This is a genomic window from Streptomyces sp. NPDC111507, from assembly GCF_055638955.1.
Genome location: NZ_JBVKBU010000001.1, coordinates 1,321,376 through 1,342,231 on the forward strand (window position 1 = coordinate 1,321,376; position 20,856 = coordinate 1,342,231).

At 70.3% G+C, this 20,856-nt stretch carries 16 protein-coding genes and 1 pseudogene; 12 read left to right on the plus strand and 5 right to left on the minus strand.

What is annotated here, in order from left to right:
- Positions 1-199: 199 nt before the first annotated feature.
- The 4 genes from ACZ7M2_RS05890 to ACZ7M2_RS05905 all read left to right on the plus strand — a co-directional run bounded on the left by ACZ7M2_RS05890 (position 200) and on the right by ACZ7M2_RS05905 (position 4,700).
- Positions 200-823: a TetR/AcrR family transcriptional regulator gene (locus tag ACZ7M2_RS05890; protein ID WP_471594529.1), complete on the plus strand. Its 624-nt coding sequence runs from the start codon at positions 200-202 to the stop codon at positions 821-823.
- A 130-nt stretch (positions 824-953) separates the two neighbouring features.
- Entirely contained in the window at positions 954-1,904 is a 951-nt protein-coding gene (locus tag ACZ7M2_RS05895; RefSeq protein WP_471594280.1) for a PrsW family intramembrane metalloprotease, read from the plus strand.
- 64 nt (positions 1,905-1,968) lie between these two features.
- Positions 1,969-2,208, plus strand: coding sequence for a heavy-metal-associated domain-containing protein (locus ACZ7M2_RS05900; RefSeq protein ID WP_471594281.1), 240 nt, complete (start codon positions 1,969-1,971; stop codon positions 2,206-2,208).
- Positions 2,209-2,381: 173 nt separating this feature from the next.
- The gene (locus ACZ7M2_RS05905; protein ID WP_471594282.1) at positions 2,382-4,700 is read left to right on the plus strand and encodes a heavy metal translocating P-type ATPase; all 2,319 of its coding nucleotides are present in this window, start codon (positions 2,382-2,384) and stop codon (positions 4,698-4,700) included.
- Positions 4,701-5,280: 580 nt separating this feature from the next.
- Here the strand turns inward: ACZ7M2_RS05905 and ACZ7M2_RS05910 are convergent.
- Positions 5,281-6,570 (minus strand): citrate synthase, encoded by a 1,290-nt coding sequence (locus ACZ7M2_RS05910; protein WP_054231840.1) that lies wholly within the window; start codon positions 6,568-6,570, stop codon positions 5,281-5,283.
- Between the two features lie 266 nt (positions 6,571-6,836).
- A complete protein-coding gene (gene recD2 / locus ACZ7M2_RS05915) occupies positions 6,837-9,101 on the minus strand; it encodes an SF1B family DNA helicase RecD2 (protein ID WP_471594283.1) in 2,265 nt (754 codons plus the stop codon).
- Positions 9,102-9,255: 154 nt separating this feature from the next.
- On the opposite strand from recD2, the pseudogene ACZ7M2_RS05920 reads away from it, so the two are divergent.
- The 7 genes and pseudogenes from ACZ7M2_RS05920 to ACZ7M2_RS05950 all read left to right on the plus strand — a co-directional run.
- A pseudogene (locus ACZ7M2_RS05920) lies at positions 9,256-9,474 on the plus strand (LysR family transcriptional regulator); the annotation flags it as partial.
- Between the two features lie 259 nt (positions 9,475-9,733).
- The gene (locus ACZ7M2_RS05925; protein ID WP_352046920.1) at positions 9,734-10,768 is read left to right on the plus strand and encodes a LacI family DNA-binding transcriptional regulator; all 1,035 of its coding nucleotides are present in this window, start codon (positions 9,734-9,736) and stop codon (positions 10,766-10,768) included.
- Positions 10,765-12,309: a sugar ABC transporter ATP-binding protein gene (locus ACZ7M2_RS05930; protein WP_471594284.1), complete on the plus strand. Its 1,545-nt coding sequence runs from the start codon at positions 10,765-10,767 to the stop codon at positions 12,307-12,309. Before ACZ7M2_RS05925 ends, ACZ7M2_RS05930 begins: the two co-directional genes overlap by 4 nt.
- Entirely contained in the window at positions 12,299-14,251 is a 1,953-nt protein-coding gene (locus tag ACZ7M2_RS05935; RefSeq protein ID WP_471594285.1) for an ABC transporter permease/substrate-binding protein, read from the plus strand. The genes ACZ7M2_RS05930 and ACZ7M2_RS05935 overlap by 11 nt, the downstream gene beginning before the upstream one ends.
- A gap of 98 nt (positions 14,252-14,349) precedes the next feature.
- Positions 14,350-15,342, plus strand: a complete 993-nt coding sequence (locus ACZ7M2_RS05940) for a ribokinase (protein ID WP_471594286.1) — start codon at positions 14,350-14,352, stop codon at positions 15,340-15,342.
- Positions 15,339-15,728, plus strand: coding sequence for a D-ribose pyranase (gene rbsD / locus ACZ7M2_RS05945; RefSeq protein ID WP_261684776.1), 390 nt, complete (start codon positions 15,339-15,341; stop codon positions 15,726-15,728). The genes ACZ7M2_RS05940 and rbsD overlap by 4 nt, the downstream gene beginning before the upstream one ends.
- 184 nt (positions 15,729-15,912) lie before the next feature.
- Positions 15,913-16,299 carry a DUF937 domain-containing protein gene (locus ACZ7M2_RS05950; protein WP_471594287.1) on the plus strand — a complete coding sequence of 129 codons (387 nt, stop codon included), beginning with the start codon at positions 15,913-15,915 and terminating at the stop codon, positions 16,297-16,299.
- 29 nt (positions 16,300-16,328) lie between these two features.
- On the opposite strand, the gene ACZ7M2_RS05955 is transcribed toward ACZ7M2_RS05950, so the two are convergent.
- Genes ACZ7M2_RS05955 through ACZ7M2_RS05965 form a run of 3 tightly spaced genes read right to left on the minus strand, consistent with a single transcriptional unit; the run spans position 16,329 to position 19,458 of the window.
- Positions 16,329-17,159: a sugar phosphate isomerase/epimerase family protein gene (locus tag ACZ7M2_RS05955; RefSeq protein ID WP_388126025.1), complete on the minus strand. Its 831-nt coding sequence runs from the start codon at positions 17,157-17,159 to the stop codon at positions 16,329-16,331.
- Positions 17,156-18,310, minus strand: coding sequence for a dihydrodipicolinate synthase family protein (locus ACZ7M2_RS05960; protein WP_471594288.1), 1,155 nt, complete (start codon positions 18,308-18,310; stop codon positions 17,156-17,158). The genes ACZ7M2_RS05955 and ACZ7M2_RS05960 overlap by 4 nt, the downstream gene beginning before the upstream one ends.
- Entirely contained in the window at positions 18,307-19,458 is a 1,152-nt protein-coding gene (locus ACZ7M2_RS05965; RefSeq protein WP_388521268.1) for a Gfo/Idh/MocA family protein, read from the minus strand. Before ACZ7M2_RS05965 ends, ACZ7M2_RS05960 begins: the two co-directional genes overlap by 4 nt.
- A 304-nt stretch (positions 19,459-19,762) precedes the next feature.
- On the opposite strand from ACZ7M2_RS05965, the gene ACZ7M2_RS05970 reads away from it, so the two are divergent.
- Positions 19,763-20,812, plus strand: coding sequence for a LacI family DNA-binding transcriptional regulator (locus ACZ7M2_RS05970; RefSeq protein WP_471594289.1), 1,050 nt, complete (start codon positions 19,763-19,765; stop codon positions 20,810-20,812).
- The last annotated feature ends 44 nt before the right edge of the window (positions 20,813-20,856 follow it).

Genomic DNA, 20,856 nt, shown 5'->3' on the forward strand with positions numbered 1-20,856 from the left:
GAGAGATCGCTCGCGTTTCACTAGAATGCGAGCGACCGCTCGTGTTTGTCAATCACGTTCGGAGAGCTGGGGATAACTCGTGCCCGACAAGCCCGAGACGCAGCGGACCGTCGACGCACGGACCGCCGACGCACGGACGGCCGACGCGCAGACCGCCGACGAGCGGCCCCGCCGACGGCAGGCCCGCGGCGAGCGCAGGATCGCCCAGCTGCTGGAGGCCGCCGCCTCCGTCTTCTGCACCACCGGCTACACCGCCGCCAGCACCAACGCCATCGCCCGCGAGGCGGGCGTCTCACCGGGCACGCTGTACCAGTTCTTCCCGAACAAAGAGGCCATCGCGATCGAGCTGGGCGACCGGCTCATGCACGAGATGCGCGACACGTACGGCGAGGCACTGGCCCCGGTCGACCCCGCGACCCCGCTGGAGGAGGCCGTGGGCGCCGCGGTCGACCGGTTCATCGCCTTCAACTGCGATCACCCCGTGTTCTTCGCGCTGATGCACGGCCCCGACATCCCGGGCCGCATCGCCGAGGAGCACGACGCCCTGCACGCGACCCTGATCTCACGGATAGAGGGACTGCTCTCCTCCCTCATGCCCGACGCACCCGCCACCGAGGTCACGCGCATCGCGCACGTGTGCCTGGGCATCTACAAGGCCGGCCTGGAGCTGGTCCTCTCGAACCAGGGAGCCGAGCGCGAGGCGTACATCCGAGAGTTGAAGGACGTCCTGCTCCGCTACCTGGAGCCGATGATCCGCGACAGAACACTCACCCCGGCGGACCCCACCGCCGACCCCGCGGAGTTCACGGCCCCAACCCCCTGACCACGCACGGCGACCCGGCCGTCGAGCGCGGCCCCTCGCGCCCCGATCACGGCGGAGTACCCCATACTGCGACAAAGCAGACATGTGCCATAAGGTTCGGATAAATCAGACCGAGCCCAAGGGGCAAGCCGTGACCCAGAATCAGCCGCCCGGCGCGCCCCGGGCCCGCATTCCCGGACCTCAGCAGCCCCCACCGTCGCACCCCCAGATCCGCAGCGGACTGTGGCGACGCTGCCTGGGCGGCGGGCTCGCGCTCTGGACGCTGACGGCGATCGTCACGTACACGACGAGGAACACCGCGCTGCTGCCCACCCTGATCCTGCTCGGCAGCTTCCTGGCCCCCGTCGTCTTCACGCTCTGGGCGTACGAGCGCCACGGCCGCGACCTCGGTGTCCAGGTGATCCTCGGCTGCTTCCTGACCGGCGGGACCCTCGGGGTGCTGGGCGCGTCGGTGATGGAGAACCACCTGCTCCATCCCTCGCCGTCGAGGTGCGTCGGCGTCGCACTGGTCGAGGAGGCGGCGAAGTTGACCGCCCTGGCGTTCGTCCTGCGCCGCCACCCCCGGCTCCGGGGACTGCGGGCCGGCCTCGTGCTCGGCGCGAGCGTCGGCTTCGGCTTCGCGGCACTGGAGAGCGCGGGGTACGCGTTCGACGCCGCCGCCTCCCTCAAGGGACTGGATCTGCGCGCACTGCTGGAGACGGAGATCCTGCGCGGGCTGCTCACCCCCTTCGGGCACGGCCTGTGGACGGCGATCACCGGAGCGGTGCTGCTCACGTACCGCCACCCGCACGGGCGCTTCCAGTACGCCGGCCCGGTCGCGGGCGCCTACGTCGGGGTGTCACTGCTGCACGCCCTGTGGGACTCGACACACGGCATCGCGCTCTGGCTGGTCGCGCGGCTGACCACGACGGGGCTCGACCGGACGCCGTTCGGACTGGGGTACCTGCAAGGACCCACCGACGAGCAGAAACATCTCTTCACGCTGTTCTCGGTGGGTGGCCTGATCATCGTGGCGCTCGCGGGGGTCGGCTGGGTGCGTTCGCTGACACGCCGCGACTTTGCTTGGAGAAATACCCCCTAGGGGTATAGTGTTGGTCACCTGAGCAAGCCACCCGAACCTCACACGCCTCGACGAGGAGTACGCCATGACCACGCAGACCGAGACCCCGGGTTCCGTCACGACCGTCTACCAGGTGAGCGGAATGAGCTGCGGGCACTGTGAGGGCTCCGTCTCCGGCGAGATCTCCGAGATCACCGGGGTCACCTCGGTCAAGGCCGTCGCCGCCACCGGCGAGGTGACCGTGGTCTCCGCGGCGCCGCTCGACGAGGAGGCCGTGCGCGCAGCCGTCGACGAGGCGGGCTTCGAGCTCGCCGGCAAGGCCTGAGTCACCAGCCCCGCACCCAGCAGTCGCTCCCCCGCGCCTTCCAGTTCCCCGTATCACCCGCATCACCCGTTCGCCCCGCGCCACCCAGCACTTCACGCAGCTCTCCACACCGGGCCGTACCGACCAGCTGATACTGGCTCCGTACGGCCCGGCTCATTCCCTGGAGCCCGACCATGACCACCGCAGCACCCGAGCCGGCCATAGCCGAGACGGCGCAGACCACCGCGACCACCCCGACCACCGCGACAGCCGCGCCGTCGGAGGTGGAGCTCACCATCGGCGGAATGACCTGCGCCTCCTGCGCGGCCCGCGTCGAGAAGAAGCTCAACCGCATGGACGGCGTCACCGCCACGGTCAACTACGCGACGGAGAAGGCGAAGGTCTCATACCCCGTGGGGGTACAGGTCGCCGACCTCATCGCCACCGTCGTGAAGACGGGATACACGGCCGAGGAACCCCCGCCGCCGCGCCTCGAAACGCCGGAACTCGAAACGCCGGAACGGGCCACCGACGCCGTCGGCACCGACGAGGACCCCGAACTCGCCTCCCTGCGCGAACGGCTCGTCGTGTCGGCCCTGCTCGCCCTCCCCGTCGTCCTGATGTCGATGGTCCCGGCGCTGCAGTTCGACAACTGGCAGTGGCTCTCGCTGACCCTCGCCGCGCCCGTCGTGGTCTGGGGCGCGCTGCCCTTCCACCGGGCCGCGCTCACCAACGCGCGGCACGGCGCGGCCACCATGGACACCCTCGTCTCGGTCGGCACGCTCGCCGCGTTCGGCTGGTCCCTGTGGGCGCTGTTCTGGGGGCACGCGGGCATGCCAGGCATGCGGCACGGGTTCGACCTCACCGTCTCGCGTACGGAGGGGTCGTCGACGATCTACCTGGAAGTCGCCGCGGGTGTCGTCGCGTTCATCCTGCTGGGCCGCTACCTGGAGGCCCGCTCCAAGCGGCGGGCCGGAGCGGCGCTGCGGGCGCTGATGGAGCTGGGGGCCAAGGACGTCGCGGTGCTGCGGGACGGCCGTGAGGTCCGTATCCCGGTCGCGCGGATGGCGACGGGCGACCGCTTCGTCGTACGGCCCGGCGAGAAGATCGCCACCGACGGGACGGTGGTGGAGGGTTCCTCCGCCGTCGACGCCGCCATGCTGACGGGCGAGTCGGTGCCGGTGGACGTGACGGTGGGTTCCGGCGTCACCGGCGCGACCGTGAACGCCGGCGGACGGCTCGTCGTCGAGGCGACCCGGGTCGGCGCCGACACCCAACTCGCGAGGATGGCCCGACTCGTCGAGGACGCGCAGAACGGCAAGGCCGAGGTGCAGCGCCTCGCCGACCGGATCTCCGGGATCTTCGTGCCGGTGGTGCTGGTGATCGCGCTCGGCACCTTCGGGGTGTGGCTCGGCGTCACCGGCGACACGGTCGCCGCCTTCACCGCGGCCGTCGCGGTGCTGATCATCGCCTGCCCCTGCGCCCTCGGCCTTGCGACCCCGACCGCCCTGATGGTCGGCACGGGCCGCGGCGCCCAACTCGGCATCCTCATCAAGGGCCCCGAGGTCCTGGAGTCCACGCGCCGCGTCGACACGGTCGTCCTGGACAAGACCGGCACGGTGACGACCGGACGGATGACCTTGCGGGAGGTGTACGTCGTCGCCGACACCGACGAGAAGGAGCTCCTGCGGCTCGCAGGCGCCCTGGAACACGCCTCCGAGCATCCGGTGGCCCGCGCGATCGCCGCGGGCGCTCAGGAGCGGACTGGCGCCCTCCCTCCGGTGGAGCATTTCGAGAACGTCCCCGGGCTCGGCGTACGCGGGCGCGTGGAGGGTCACGACATCCAGGTGGGGCGGCTCCACGAAGGCGAGCTCCCGGAGGCGCTGGCCCGCGCCAAGGACGAGGCACAGACGGACGGACGTACGGCCGTCGTGGTCACCCGGGACGGGGTGGCACTCGGTGTCGTGACCGTCGCCGACGCGATCAAGGAGACCAGCGCCGAGGCGGTGCGCGCACTGCGCGGCCTGGGGCTCACGCCGGTTCTGCTCACCGGGGACAACCGGGCGGTCGCCCGGTCCGTGGCGCGTGCCGTCGGCATCGACCCCGGGGACGTGATCGCCGAGGTGCTGCCCGAGGACAAGGTCGCCGTCGTCAAGCGCCTCCAGAGCGAGGGGCGGACCGTGGCGATGGTCGGCGACGGGGTGAACGACGCGGCGGCCCTCGCCACCGCCGACCTCGGCCTCGCGATGGGGACGGGCACGGACGCGGCGATCGAGGCGAGCGACCTGACGCTGGTCCGGGGGGATCTGCGGGTGGCGGCGGACGCGATCCGGCTGTCACGCAAGACCCTGTCCACGATCAAGGGCAACCTGGTGTGGGCGTTCGGATACAACGTGGCGGCGCTGCCGCTCGCCGCGGCCGGACTCCTCAACCCGATGATCGCGGGGGCCGCGATGGCCTTCTCGTCGGTGTTCGTGGTGACGAACAGCCTTCGACTCAGGACATTCTCATGACGACGGAGTAAGAGTCCCCCTAGAGTCCAACGGGAGCCTCACATAAGCTCTTCACAAGGCTCGCGCATCTTCCTTACGCTTGGGTCTCGATTTGCCATATCAGTCTCTTGCGTATCTTCAGGACATACGCAAGAGACGCAGATCACAGTGATGCGAACGTAACCATCGAAGGGGTTCGTGAGTCTAAGTTGGCGATGCCGGAGACGTCTTGGGGGGCGTCTCTGACATCTGGGGATGTCTTGGGGGACGTTCCCGGAACTGCGTTGCCGGGGCGCGTGCAGCGGGGAGCTTTGAGCGGCCCTCCCGTCGGTACGGGTCCCGGCAGACCGCACCCCAGCAGCACATCAGCACCGCAGTAGTACAGAGAGTTTTGCTCGTTTTGCTCACGGCCGGTCCGGTCAGCCCGGCCGTCCGGGAGCAACGCGTCAGCACGCTCGCAGCGATTCAGGCGCTGTCCACAGACGCCCGGCCGGATCCCGTGGGGGGAATCCGCACCGGGACAAGGAAAGCGCCCTGACTGCCGGCCCGTGGGGGGACCGGTAGCAGGGCGCTTTCCGTTTTTCTTGCGAGTGCCTTGGGCCTAGCGGGCCTCGACCGGGACGAAGTCGCGCTCGACGACGCCCGTGTAGATCTGGCGCGGGCGGCCGATGCGGGAGCCGGGCTCCTTGATCATCTCGTGCCACTGGGCGATCCAGCCCGGAAGGCGGCCGAGGGCGAACAGGACCGTGAACATCTCGGTCGGGAAGCCCATGGCGCGGTAGATCAGACCGGTGTAGAAGTCCACGTTCGGGTAGAGGCTGCGCGAGACGAAGTAGTCGTCGGAGAGCGCGTGCTCCTCCAGCTTGAGCGCGATGTCCAGCAGCTCGTCGGACTTGCCGAGCGCCGAGAGGACGTCGTGCGCCGCCGCCTTGATGATCTTCGCCCGGGGGTCGAAGTTCTTGTAGACGCGGTGGCCGAAGCCCATCAGACGGACGCCGTCCTCCTTGTTCTTCACCTTGCGGATGAAGGAGTCGACGTCGCCGCCGGAGGCCTGGATGCCCTCCAGCATCTCCAGCACGGACTGGTTGGCGCCACCGTGCAGGGGGCCCCACAGCGCGCTGATGCCGGCGGAGATCGACGCGAACATGTTCGCCTGCGACGAGCCCACCAGACGCACGGTGGAGGTCGAACAGTTCTGCTCGTGGTCGGCGTGCAGGATGAGCAGCTTGTCGAGCGCGGCGACGACGACCGGGTCGAGCTCGTAGTCCTGCGCGGGGACCGAGAAGGTCATGCGCAGGAAGTTCTCGACGTACCCGAGGTCGTTGCGCGGGTAGACGAAGGGGTGACCGATCGACTTCTTGTAGGCGTACGCCGCGATCGTCGGAAGCTTGGCGAGAAGGCGGATCGTCGAAAGGTGACGCTGCTTCTCGTCGAACGGGTTGTGGCTGTCCTGGTAGAACGTCGACAGGGCACTGACCACCGACGACAGCATCGCCATCGGGTGAGCGTCGCGCGGGAAGCCCTGGAAGAAGCGCTTGACGTCCTCGTGCAGCAGGGTGTGCTGCGTGATCTCGTTCTTGAAGGTGGAGAGCTCGTCCACGTTCGGCAGCTCACCGTTGATCAGCAGAGAGGCCACCTCAAGGAAGGTGGAGCGCTCGGCCAGCTGCTCGATCGGGTAGCCGCGGTACCGGAGGATGCCCTGCTCACCGTCGAGGTAGGTGATCGCGGATTTATACGCGGCGGTGTTGCCGTACCCGCTGTCCAGCGTCACCAGCCCGGTCTGGGCGCGGAGCTTCCCGATGTCGAAGCCCTTGTCGCCGACGGTGCTGTCGATCACCGGGTAGGTGTACTCGCCATCGCCGTACCGCAGTACTACAGAGTTGTCGCTCACGTCATCCCTCACCGACGTTGTGCCTCTTCTTCGAGGTGCCCTGACTGTCTCTACCATCCCCCATTTGGCCCTGGAGAGTGCACTCGGGGTCGACCATTGGGCCTATTGGCGGCACTCAGTGCCGCCAACCTGCTCATCCTGCCCCCCTTCGCCCTGGTTCCGGAAGTGCTGTGTGACCTTTGCGACTCATTTGATCGATCATTTTTTGTGATGCCCGGGGCGGGGGGTGGGTGTCCCCTCCCCTCGGGGCTGAGAACCCGGGGCCGTCAGGCGGTGAGGCGGTGGTGGAGGGATGTGTGGCGGCGGCCTGCCGACACCGTGCGGACCGCCTGGCCGATCGCCTTGCGGGAGCCCACCAGGACGACGAGCTTCTTGGCCCGGGTGACCGCTGTGTAGAGCAGATTGCGCTGGAGCATCATCCACGCGCCGGTGGTGACCGGGATCACCACCGCGGGGTACTCACTGCCCTGGGAGCGGTGGATCGTCACCGCGTACGCGTGGGCCAGCTCGTCGAGTTCGTCGAAGTCGTAGGGGACTTCCTCGTCCTCGTCCGTCAGCACCGTCAGACGCTGCTCCTCGGAGTCGAGTGAGGTGACCACGCCCACGGTGCCGTTGAAGACGCCGTTCTCGCCCTTTTCGTAGTTGTTGCGGATCTGGGTCACCTTGTCGCCGACCCGGAAGACCCGGCCGCCGAAGCGTTTCTCGGGCAGGTCGGGGCGGCCGGGCGTAATCGCCTGCTGCAACAGGCCGTTGAGGGTGCCCGCGCCCGCCGGGCCCCGGTGCATGGGTGCCAGCACCTGGATGTCCCGGCGCGGGTCGAGCCCGAACTTGGCGGGAATCCGCCGTGCCGCCACATCCACGGTGAGCCGCCCGGCCTCCTCGGTCTCGTCCTCGACGAAGAGGAAGAAGTCCTTCATGCCGTCGGTGACGGGGTGCTGCCCGGAGTTGATCCGGTGCGCGTTCGTCACCACTCCGGACTGCTGGGCCTGGCGGAAGACCTGGGTCAGACGGACGGAGGGGATGGGGCTGCGGTCGGCGAGCAGGTCGCGCAGGACCTCTCCGGCGCCGACGCTGGGGAGTTGGTCGACGTCCCCGACGAACAGCAGATGGGCGCCCGGCGGCACCGCCTTGACCAGCTTGTTGGCGAGCAGGAGGTCGAGCATGGAGGCCTCGTCCACGACCACCAGGTCGGCGTCCAGCGGCCGGTCCTTGTCGTACGCCGCGTCCCCGCCCGGCCTGAGCTCCAGGAGCCGGTGCACGGTGGAGGCGTCCGCTCCGGTCAGCTCGGCGAGTCGCTTGGCGGCACGGCCCGTCGGCGCCGCGAGCACCACCTTCGCCCGCTTGGCGCGCGCCAGCTCCACGATCGAGCGGACCGTGAACGACTTGCCGCAGCCGGGGCCCCCGGTGAGCACCGCGACCTTCTTGGTGAGCGCCAGCCGGACGGCCTCCTCCTGCCCTGGTGCCAGCTCCGCACCCGTACGCCCCTTCAGCCAGGTCAGTGCCTTGTCCCAGGCCACGTCATGGAAACCGGGCATCCGGTCCTCGGTGGTGCGCAGGAGACGCAACAGCTGGGCCGAGAGGGAGAGTTCGGCGCGGTGGAAGGGGACCAGATAGACGGCCGTGACCGTGTCCGGGCCGCCGTCGGGACCGGGGACCTTCTCGCGTACGACGCCCGGCTCCCGTACGCCACCGGGCTCGTTCTCGTCCTCGGTCGGCTCCGCCAGTTCCGCCAGGCATTCGATGACCAGGCCCGTGTCCACCTGGAGCAGTTTCACCGCGTCGGCGATCAGCTGCTCCTCGGGGAGGAAGCAGTGGCCCTGGTCGGCGGACTGCGACAGGGCGTACTGGAGGCCCGCCTTGACGCGCTCGGGGCTGTCGTGCGGGATGCCGACGGACTGGGCGATCTTGTCCGCGGTGAGGAAGCCGATGCCCCAGACGTCGGCGGCCAGGCGGTAGGGCTGGTTCTTGACGACCGAGATCGACGCGTCGCCGTACTTCTTGTAGATGCGCACCGCGATCGACGTCGACACCTCGACGGTCTGAAGGAAGAGCATGACCTCCTTGATCGCCTTCTGCTCCTCCCAGGCGTCGGCGATCTTCTTGGTGCGCTTGGGGCCGAGGCCGGGGACCTCGATGAGGCGCTTCGGCTCCTCCTCGATGATCTGGAGCGTGTCCAGCCCGAAGTGCTGGGTGATGCGGTCGGCGAAGATCGGGCCGATGCCCTTGACCAGACCGGAGCCGAGGTAGCGGCGGATGCCCTGGACGGTGGCGGGCAGGACGGTCGTGTAGTTCTCCACCGTGAACTGCTTGCCGTACTGCGGGTGGGAGCCCCAACGGCCCTCCATCCGGAGCGACTCGCCCACCTGGGCGCCGAGGAGCGCACCCACGACGGTGAGCAGGTCGCCGGCGCCGCGGCCGGTGTCCACCCTCGCGACCGTGTACCCGTTCTCCTCGTTGGCGTACGTGATCCGCTCGAGCACGCCCTCGACAACCGCCAGTTGCACCTGCCGGTTCCCCGCCTGATTGGACATGATCCGAAGGTACCCGTGACGACTGACAGCCGGGGCGCCGCGGCGGACGGCGGCGCCAGGCCGGCGACGGAGACGGAGACGGAGACGGATCGCAGGGCGTCACATGACGTTCGTGGTCATCGGCGGACCGGGCTGATCGGGTCACAGGCCGTAGGAGGACATCCTCAAGGGCGGCCCCGTCCCGTACTCCGTCGTCCGGGTCACCCAGTTCATGGAGTTCGTCGACGCCGTCCCGTCCTGGACCACCGACGGCGACACCGTCCGCCTGCCCCGCACCCCCATCCAGCCGATCGCCGCGGCCCACGGCGACGTCCTCACCATCAGAACGGGCGCCCGCATCGCCGCCACGCGCTGCACCGACTGGCTGAAGTAGCCCCACGGGAGCACCCGCGATCCGCAAGGGACGGGTGCTCCACCGCCCTGCCCCGGAGTGCTCCGCCCCCGTACCCCGAGGGTGCTCCACCCCTGTACCCCGGGGATGCTCCACCCCCTGCCCGCCCCCATCTCACCCCGCTCATCCGAGCGCGATTCATCACGATCCGGTCTCGGCATGTGGTTGAGGTCTTGATTAATGCTCGTGTAATCGATTCCAATCCTCCATGTAATCGATTCCACGAGGAGGTGGAGCGGCGATGGCGAGCATCAAGGACGTTGCCGCCGAGGCCGGCGTATCCGTCGCCACGGTCTCGCGCGTCCTGAACGATCATCCGTCGGTCAGCGAAGACGCACGCACCCGCGTGCTGGCCGCCGTGCAGACCCTGGGCTACCGCCCGAATGCCGTCGCCCGCTCCCTGCGCACCGACCAGACCCGCACCCTCGGCCTGGTCATCAGCGACGTACTCAACCCGTACTTCACCGAGCTGGCCCGCTCCGTCGAGGAGGAGGCCCGCGCCCTCGGCTACAGCGTGATCATCGGCAACGCCGACGAACGGCCGGACCTCCAGGACCACCACGTACGGACCCTGCTGGACCGGCGGATCGACGGACTGCTCGTCTCCCCCGCCGACGGCGGCTCCCCCGGGATGCTGGACGCCGCGCGTGCGGGGACGCCGATGGTCTTCGTGGACCGCTGGATCCCGGGCGTGGACGTGCCCGTCGTACGGGCGGACGGCCGGACGGCGGTCCGGGATCTCGTGGCGCATCTGCACGGGCTCGGACACCGCCGGCTCGCGATCATCGCGGGGCCCGCGGCGACCACCACCGGCAGCGAGCGCGTCGAGGCCTTCCGGGAGGCCATGGCCGAGCACGGGCTGCCGCTCCCGGACGCCTACATAGGCCAGGGCGACTTCCAGGCCGAGAGCGGACGGCGGGTCACCGAGGGCTTCCTCGACCTGCCCGAGCCGCCCGAGGTCGTCTTCGCCGCCGACAACCTGATGGCACTCGGCGCGCTGGACGCGGTCCGCGCGCGCGGGCTGCGGGTTCCCGAGGACATCGCGCTCGCGGCGTTCGACGACATCCCGTGGTTCGTGCACACCGACCCGCCGATCACCGCGGTGGCCCAGCCGACCGGCGAGCTGGGGCGGGCCGCCGTACGCGCGCTCGTCGACCGGATCGAGGGGCGCCCCCCGCAGTCGGTCACCCTGGCCGCCCGTCTCGTCGTCCGCCGCTCGTGCGGCGAACCGGCCCCCACCCCGCACTCCCCCGTAACGAACAGGAGCACGTCGTGAGCAACCAGGACGAGTTGCTGCGCATCGAGGGCATCCGAAAGACCTTCCCCGGCGTGGTCGCGCTCGACAGCGTCGACTTCGATCTGCGCCGCGGCGAGGTGCATGTGCTGCTCGGCGAGAACGGTGCCGGCAAGAGCACGCTCATCAAGATGCTCTCGGGCGCCTACCAGCCCGACTCCGGGCGCGTCCTCGTCGACGGCGAGGAGGTGCGCATCCACGGTGCGCAGGACTCCGAGCGCCTCGGGATCGCGACCATCTACCAGGAGTTCAACCTCGTTCCCGATCTGACGGTCGCCGAGAACATCTTCCTGGGGCGGCAGCCGCGCCGCTACGGGCTGATCGACCGGAAGACGATGGAGGCCGAGGCCGCCGAACTGCTGGAGCGGGTGGGTGTCAGCGTCTCCCCGCGCGCGCGGGTGCGTGAACTCGGAATCGCACGTCTCCAGATGGTCGAGATCGCGAAGGCGCTGAGCCTGAACGCCCGCGTGCTGATCATGGACGAGCCGACCGCGGTGCTCACCTCCGAAGAGGTCGAAAAACTCTTCTCCATCGTGCGCCGGCTGCGCGAGGACGGTGTCGGCATCGTCTTCATCACGCACCACCTGGAGGAGATCGCCGCCCTGGGGGACCGGGTCACCGTCATCCGGGACGGCAAGAGCGTCGGGCAGGTCCCGGCCTCCACCACCGAGGACGAGCTCGTACGGCTCATGGTGGGGCGGTCGATCGAGCAGCAGTATCCACGCGTGCGGGCCACTGGTGACGGCGGCTCCGGGGTCGCCCTGCTGACCGTCGAGGGGCTGACCCGCGACGGGGTCTTCCACGACGTGAGTTTCGAGGTGCGGGCCGGTGAGGTCGTCGGTATCGCGGGGCTCGTGGGGGCCGGGCGTACGGAGGTCGTACGAGCGGTCTTCGGGGCCGATCCGTACGACAAGGGGGCCGTCAAGGTCGCCGGTTCCGCGCTGCGGCGGCACGACGTGAACGCGGCGATGGCGGCCGGGATCGGGCTCATCCCCGAGGACCGCAAGGGCCAGGGGCTGCTCCTGGACGCCTCCGTCGAGGAGAACCTCGGCCTGGTCACGATGCGGGCGGCGACCCATGGCGGGCTCGTCGACCTCAAGGGCCAGCGGGTGGCCGCCGCGCGGATCGCCGAGCAGCTCGGCGTCCGGATGGCCGGTCTCGGCCAGCACGTGCGCACGCTCTCCGGTGGCAACCAGCAGAAGGTCGTCATCGGCAAGTGGCTGCTGGCCGACACCAAGGTGCTGATCCTCGACGAGCCCACCCGTGGCATCGACGTGGGCGCCAAGGTCGAGATCTACCAACTCGTCAACGAACTGACGGCCGCCGGCGCGGCCGTCCTGATGATCTCCAGCGATCTGCCCGAGGTGCTCGGCATGAGCGACCGGGTGCTGGTGATGGCCCAGGGCCGGATCGCGGGCGAACTGTCCGCCGACGAGGCGACCCAGGACTCCGTGATGGCACTCGCCGTCAGTACACCGACCACCAACACTGTTACCGCTGTGGAGGGCTCCCGTGGCCACTGACACGCTCAAGAGCACTACGGGCGCGAGTGGCGCCTCGGCGGTCCGCCGCCTTCTGCTCGACAACGGGGCGCTCACCGCGCTCATCGCCCTCGTCATCGCGATGTCGGCGCTGTCCGGCGACTTCCTGACGACGGACAACCTGCTCAACATCGGCGTCCAGGCGGCCGTGACCGCCATTCTCGCCTTCGGTGTGACCTTCGTGATCGTCTCGGCGGGCATCGACCTGTCGGTCGGCTCGGTCGCCGCGCTGTCCGCCACCGTCCTCGCCTGGATGGCGACATCGGAGGGCGTCCCGGTCTGGATCGCGGTGATCCTCGCGGTCGCGACCGGCATGGCGTGCGGCCTGGTCAACGGCGTCCTGATCGCCTACGGGAAGCTCCCGCCGTTCATCGCGACGCTCGCGATGCTGTCGGTGGGCCGCGGTCTGTCCCTGGTGATCTCGCAGGGCTCGCCCATCGCCTTCCCCGACTCGGTCTCGCACCTCGGTGACACCCTCGGCGGCTGGCTGCCGGTCCCCGTCCTGGTGATGGTCGTCATGGGCCTGATCACCGCCCTGATCCTGGGCCGTACCTACATCGGCCGCTCCATGTACGCGATCGGCGGCAACGAGGAGGCCGCGCGCCTCTCGGGGCTGCGGGTGAAGAAGCAGAAGCTCGCGATCTACGCCCTGTCGGGTCTCTTCGCGGCGGCCGCGGGCATCGTGCTCGCCTCCCGGCTCTCCTCCGCGCAGCCGCAGGCCGCGCAGGGCTACGAGCTGGACGCGATCGCCGCGGTCGTCATCGGCGGCGCCTCCCTGGCGGGCGGCACCGGCAAGGCGTCCGGCACGCTGATCGGCGCCCTCATACTCGCGGTGCTCCGCAACGGTCTGAACCTGCTCTCCGTCTCCGCCTTCTGGCAGCAGGTCGTCATCGGTGTCGTGATCGCGCTGGCGGTGCTGCTGGACACGCTGCGGCGCAAGGCCGGGACGACTCCGGTGGCCGCCGGGACGGGTGCGCCGGGCGGCAGGGGCAAGCAGGCGGCGACCTACATCATCGCGGCCGTGGTCGCGGCGGCCGTCGTCGGTGCGATGTCCTTCCTGCACAACGGCTCCTCCTCGTCGGCGACGAAGAAGGTGGGCCTGTCCCTCTCCACCCTGAACAACCCGTTCTTCGTGCAGATCAAGTCGGGTGCCCAGCAGGAGGCGAAGAAGCTCGGCGTGGACCTGACGGTCACGGACGCGCAGAACGACGCCTCGCAGCAGGCCAACCAGCTCCAGAACTTCACCAGTTCGGGTCTCGGTTCGATCATCGTCAATCCGGTGGACTCGGACGCGGCGGGCCCGGCGGTCCGCTCCGCGAACAAGGCCGGCATCCCCGTCGTCGGTGTGGACCGGGGCGTGAACAAGGCCGACACGGCCGCGTTGGTCGCCTCCGACAACATCGCGGGCGGCAAGCTCGGCGCCAAGGCGATGGCCGAGAAGCTGGGCGGCAAGGGCAAGATCGTGATCCTGCAGGGCCTGGCCGGAACGTCCGCGAGCCGTGAGCGTGGCGCGGGCTTCGCCGAGGGTCTGAAGGCCTACCCGGGCATCCAGGTCGTCGCCCGGCAGCCCGCGGACTTCGACCGCACCAAGGGCCTCGACGTGATGACGAACCTGCTTCAGGCGCACCCCGACATCCAGGGCGTCTTCGCCGAGAACGACGAGATGGCGCTCGGCGCGGTCAAGGCGCTCGGCTCCAAGGCCGGTACGTCGGTCTCGGTCATCGGCTTCGACGGCGAACCGGACGGCCTGAAGGCGGTCAAGGACGGCACGATGTACGCGTCCGTGGCCCAGCAGCCGAAGGAGCTCGGCCGGATCGCGGTGGAGAACGCGCTGAACGCCGCCGAGGGCAAGAAGGTCGAGAAGACGGTGATGGTGCCGGTGAAGGTGGTCACGAAGGAGAATGTGGCCGGCTTCGGCGGATGACCTGAGCGGGCCGCCCGGGCAGCGCGACGCGGACGACCTCCGCCGCCGCCGGGCGGCTCGCCCCGTTGCTTCGACTCACCTTCGTAGGGAGAAAGTTCATGTACGACTACGACCTGCTGGTCGTGGGATCGGCCAACGCCGACCTGGTGATCGGGGTCGAGCGGCGGCCTGCGGCCGGCGAGACGGTGCTCGGCTCCGACCTCGTCGTCCACCCGGGCGGCAAGGGCGCCAACCAGGCGGTCGCCGCAGGCCGCCTCGGAGCCCGTACGGCGCTGCTGGCCCGGGTCGGCGACGACGCGCACGGGCGGCTGTTGCTCGACTCGCAGCGGGCAGCCGGGGTCGACACGGCGGGCGTGCTCGTCGGCGGGGCGCCGACCGGGGTCGCGCTCATCACGGTGGACCCTTCCGGGGACAACAGCATCGTGGTCTCGCCCGGTGCCAACGGCCGCCTCACACCCGAGGACGTGCGGTCCGCCGGAAACCTCCTGGCGGCCTCCCGCGTGGTCTCGGCACAGCTGGAGATCCCGTTGGAGACGGTCGTGGAGGTCGTACGGGATCTCGCTCCCGGCAGCCGTTTCGTACTGAACCCGTCGCCGCCGCGCGCGCTGCCCGCCGAGGTGCTCGCGGCCTGCGATCCGCTGATCGTGAACGAGCACGAGGCGCGGGTGATCGCCGGCACGGATCTCGGGGACTCACCGGAGGACTGGGCGTCCGCCCTGCTCGCCCTCGGCCCGCGCTCGGTGGTGATCACGCTGGGCGCGCGGGGCGCGCTGGTGGCCTCCGCCGAGGGCGCCGCGCGGGTGCCGTCGGTGAAGGTGGAGACGGTGGACACGACGGGCGCGGGGGACGCGTTCACGGCGGCGCTGGCGTGGCGGCTCGGGCTCGACGAGCCGCTCGCCGAGGCGGCCGCGTACGCCGCCCTGGTCGGTGCGGCGGCGGTCACCCGCGCCGGCGCACAGGAGTCCTTCCCGACGGCCGAGGAGATCGCATCCCTGCGCTGTGCCGTCCCGGGGGACAACCCCCGGACCCCCGGCCGGACAAGCGGGCCGGAGCGGGCGGCCGGAGAGTCCTTGCGAGGTGAGTCCCGGTGAAGAAGGCCGGAATCCTGAACCGCCATCTGTCGGGCGCGCTGGCCGAGCTGGGCCATGGGGACGGGGTGCTCGTCTGCGATGCCGGGATGCCCATCCCCGCCGGTCCGCGCGTCGTGGACCTGGCCTTCCGGGCCGGGGTGCCGTCCTTCGCCGAGGTGCTCGACGGGCTGCTGGAGGAACTCGTGGTGGAGGGGGCCACGGCCGCGCACGAGGTCCGCGGGGCCAACCCGGAGGCGACGGCCCTGCTGGACGCCCGTTTCCCCACGCTGTCGACGGTCTCCCACGAGGAACTGAAGTCGCTGTCGGCGGGCGCGAAGCTGATCGTCCGCACGGGAGAGGCACGGCCGTACGCGAACGTGCTGCTGCGGTGCGGGGTGTTCTTCTAGCCCGGTGCCCGACATGCTTCGAGGGGCCCGGTCCGTCGACCAGGCCCCTCGGTTTTCCCCTCCGACATCAGAACCCCCGCGATCCCCCCAGATCCCCCTCCAGAAGTCCTGATGCCAAGTACGACACGCGGGCTGCGGGAAGGGTTGCACGGCCTTCCGAGATTTTTTCGGGATGCTTTCCGGCATGAGTGAATCCGCTTCCTCCTTCGAGGACGACCTGCTCGGTGAGCTGGGCGACGACAAGCTCCAGGAGATCGCGGGGCTGCTGGGGACCGACACGGCGGGCGCCCAGGAGGTGGTCGGGACCACGGTCTCGGCACTCGCCGGCCCCGTACAGGAGGAGGCCGCGGCGGCGCCCGAGGAGGAGGCCCCGCTCCAGGGCGTGTCCACCCTGGGCGGGTTCGGCACCGGCGGTCTGATGGCCGGGGTGCTGGCCAGGGTGAGCAAGCCGGTCGCGAACGCCGTCGCCAAGAAGACGGGCATCCCGGTGGCCACGGTCACCCGTGTCATCGAGATGCTCGTCCCGGTCGTCCTGGCGGTCCTCAGCAAGCGGGCGGCACGCAAGAAGTGACCGGGAAGTGACAGCGGCCGCCGACGGGGCTACCCGGCGTGCTCCACGAACCGCGCCGCCGTCTCCGCCAGCACCTCCCGCCCGTCGCGCGCCCACAGCCCGTCGTTGAACAGCTCGACCTCGATCGGCCCGGAATATCCGGCCGCCTCGACGTACCCCCGCCACTCCCGCATGTCGATCGAACCGTCGCCGATCTGACCGCGGCCGTTGAGGACGCCCTCGGGCAGCGGAGTCGTCCAGTCGGCGAGCTGGAAGGTGTGGATACGGCCGCCGGCGCCCGCACGGGCGATCTGAGCGGGAGCCGTGTCGTCCCACCAGATGTGGTAGGTGTCGACGGTGACGCCCACCTGGTCCGCCGGGAAGCGTTCCGCGAGGTCCAGGGCCTGGGCGAGGGTGGACACCACACAACGGTCCGCGGCGTACATGGGGTGGAGGGGCTCGATGGCCAGCCGCACGCCCCGCTCGGCGGCGTACGGGCCCAGCTCCCCCAGCGCGTCGGCGATCCGCTCCCGCGCGCCGTGCAGGTCCTTCGAGCCGGCCGGCAGCCCCCCGGAGACCAGAACCAGGGTGTCGGTGCCGAGGGTCGCGGCCTCGTCGACGGCCGCACGGTTGTCGTCCAGGGCGCGGGCCCGCTCCTGCGGGTCGATCGCCGTGAAGAAGCCGCCACGGCAGAGCGTGGTGACGGCCAGACCGGCGTCGCGGACGAGTTTGGCGGTGGCGTCCAGGCCGTACGACTGGACGGGTTCACGCCAGAGTCCGACACCCGGGATCCCCAGCTCGAGGCAGGACTCGACCAGTTCGGGCATCGACAGCTGCTTGACCGTCATCTGGTTGATGGAGAAACGGGCGAGGCTGGTCATGAGGTCACTCCGTACAGAGCCAGCAAGGTCTTCATCCGGGCCTCGGCGAGCTCCGGGTTCGGGAACAGGCCCAGGGTGTCCGCCAGCTCGTACGCCCGGGCGAAGTGCGGCAGCGAGCGGGCCGACTGGAGCCCGCCGACCATGGTGAAGTGTTCCTGGTGCCCGGCCAGCCACGCCAGCAGGACGACGCCCGTCTTGTAGAACCGGGTCGGCGCCTCGAAGAGATGGCGGGAGAGCTCGACGGTGGGGTCGAGAAGCTCACGGAAGCCCTTCACGTCACCGGTGTCGAGCACCCGTACCGCCTCGGCCGCGAGCGGACCCAGCGGATCGAAGATGCCGAGCAGGGCGTGGCTGAAGCCCTGCTCGTCGCCCGCGATCAGTTCGGGGTAGTTGAAGTCGTCACCCGTGTAGCAGCGGACGCCCTGCGGCAGGCGGCGGCGCAGGTCGATCTCACGTCGGGCGTCGAGGAGGGAGACCTTGATGCCGTCGACCTTGTCCGGGTGGGCGGCGATGACCTCCAGGAACACGTCCGTAGCCGCGTCCAGGTCGCCCGACCCCCAGTAGCCCTCAAGGGCGGGGTCGAACATGGGGCCGAGCCAGTGCAGGACCACGGGCTCGGCCGCCTGGCGGAGCAGATGCCCATAGACCTCCAGGTAGTCCTCGGACCCCTTCGCGGTCGCCGCCAGCGCCCGGGAGGCCATGAGGATGGCCTGCGCACCGGACTCCTCGACGAGGGCGAGCTGCTCCTCGTAGGCCGTCCGCACCTCCTCCAGCGAGGCCGGGCCGGTGAGCTGATCGGTGCCGACACCGCACGCGATACGGCCCCCGACCGCCTTCGCCTCCGCGGCGGACCGGCGGATGAGTTCCGCCGCGCCCGCCCAGTCCAGGCCCATTCCGCGCTGCGCGGTGTCCATCGCCTCGGCGACGCCGAGCCCGTGGGACCACAGGTGGCGGCGGAAGGCGAGGGTGGCGTCCCAGTCGACGGCGGCGGCCGAGTCGGGCGAGACGTCCGCGAACGGGTCGGCGACGACGTGCGCGGCGGAGAAGACCGTACGGGAGGTGAAGGGCGCGCCGGTGGTGAGGGCGAGCGGGACGGCACGCGGCTCATAGGCCTTCAACCGCCCACTGGCGGAGGGCAGTCGGATGGTCACAGCGAGATCTCCGGCACGTCGAGACGGCGGCCCTCGGCCGAGGACCTCAGCCCCAGTTCGGCGAGCTGGACGCCGCGGGCGCCGGCGAGGAGGTCCCAGTGGTAGGGGGCGTCGGCGTACACATGCCGCAGGAACAGCTCCCACTGTGCCTTGAAGCCGTTGTCGAACTCGGCGTTGTCGGGGATCTCCTGCCACTGGTCGCGGAAGGAGTAGGTGGCCGGGATGTCGGGGTTCCAGACCGGCTTGGGGGTCGCCGAGCGGTGCTGGACGCGGCAGTTGCGCAGCCCCGCGACGGCCGACCCCTCCGTTCCGTCGACCTGGAACTCGACCAGCTCGTCGCGGTTGACGCGCACCGCCCAGGAGGAGTTGATCTGGGCGATGGCGCCGCCCTCCAGCTCGAAGACGCCGTACGCGGCGTCGTCGGCCGTGGCGTCGTACGGCTTGTCCTGCTCGTCCCAGCGCTGCGGGATGTGGGTGGCGGTGAGCGCCTGGACGGAGGTGACCCGGCCGAACAGCTCGTGGAGCACGTACTCCCAGTGCGGGAACATGTCGACGACGATGCCGCCGCCGTCCTCCGCGCGATAGTTCCAGGAGGGCCGCTGGGCGCTCTGCCAGTCGCCCTCGAAGACCCAGTACCCGAACTCCCCGCGGATGGACAGGATCCGCCCGAAGAAGCCCCCGTCGATGAGCCGCTTGAGTTTCAGCAGCCCCGGGAGGAAGAGCTTGTCCTGCACGACCCCGTGCTTGATGCCCTTCTCGTGGGCGAGGCGGGCCAGCTCCAGGGCGCCGTCGAGGCCGGTGGCGGTGGGCTTCTCGGTGTAGATGTGCTTACCCGCCGCGATGGCCTTCTTGATGGCCTCCTCCCGGGCGGAGGTCACCTGGGCGTCGAAGTAGATCTCCACGGTCGGGTCGGCGAGGACCTCGTCCACGTCCGTCGACCAGTGCTCCAGGCCGTGCTGCTCGGCGAGCGCCTTCAGCGCGTGCTCGCGGCGGCCCAGGAGGACCGGCTCGGGCCACAGCACCGTGCCGTCGCCGAGGTCGAGGCCGCCCTGGTCGCGCAGGGCGAGAATCGAGCGGACGAGGTGCTGGCGGTAGCCCATGCGCCCCGTCACGCCGTTCATGGCGATTCGCACCGTCTTGCGTGTCACGTGATTCCCTTCGTACGCGGGTTCCGCGCCGCGTACGCCCCACTGGTGAACGTGACAGCAAGCGCTTTCTACATAAGAAGAAGTTAGCCTCTGTCGAGCCGATTGGACAAGACCATACGGACGACGAGATGTTCGACCGTCCGGACGGCTGGACGTAGGGGGCGTGGCACGGTCGGATGGAGCACTACGAGCAGTACGAGCACGACAGGTACGACAGGTACGACGGGTACGGCAGGCCAAAGAGCACAGCGAGCACGAGAAGCACGATGAGGTGCTACGAGATGCGTGACCGGAGGACGACGAGATGACCGTGACCCTGGCGGACGTGGCGGCGCGTGCGCAGGTCTCGCCCGCGACCGTGTCCCGGGTGCTGAACGGGAACTATCCCGTCGCGGCGTCCACGCGCGAGCGGGTGCTGCGCGCGGTGGACGACCTGGACTACGTACTGAACGGACCCGCGAGTTCGCTGGCCGCCGCCACCTCCGACCTGGTCGGCATCCTGGTGAACGACATCGCCGACCCCTTCTTCGGAATCATGGCGGCCGCGATCCAGTCGGAGATCGGCGGGCCCGGGGGACGTGCGGGCGGCGAACGGCTCGGGGTCGTGTGCAACACCGGCGGCTCCCCGGAGCGTGAGCTGACCTACCTCACCCTCCTTCAGCGCCAGCGCGCCGCCGCGGTCGTCCTGACGGGCGGTGCCGTCGAAGACGCGCCGCACGCGGCGGCGGTCGCGGCGAAGCTGCGCAAGCTCGGGGACGCGGGGACCCAGGTGGTCCTGTGCGGACGGCCGCCCGCGCCCGACGCCCCCGAGGCGATCGCGCTCACCTTCGACAACAGGGGCGGCGGACAGCAGCTCACCGAGCATCTGATCGGGCTCGGCCACCGCAGGCTCGGCTACATCGCGGGCCCGGAGGAGCGGACGACGACCCGGCACCGCCTCGAGGGGCACCGCGCCGCGCTCGCCGCGCACGACATCGAGGACGATCCGCGCCGCACGGTGCACGGACGCTACGACCGTCGCGCCGGCTACGAGGCGACCCTCGAACTCCTGCGCCGTGACCCGTCGTTGACGGCCGTCGTCGCCGCCAACGACACCGTCGCGCTCGGCGCGTGTGCCGCGCTGCGCGAGTCGGGCCTGCGCATCCCCGACGACGTGTCCGTCGCCGGTTTCGACGACCTCCCCTTCAGCATCGACGCCGTCCCCGCGCTCACGACGGTGCGGTTGCCCCTCTCGGAGGCGGGGGCCAGGGCCGGGCGTATCGCGATGGGCCGCGAGGAGCCGCCGCCGGGCGGGATCGCGACGGTGCGGGGGGAGTTGATGGTGCGGGGGTCCACGGGGGTGCCGCGGGCCTGAACGGCGGGGCTTTCGCCCCCGCCGCCCCTCCCCGTCCCCTCCTC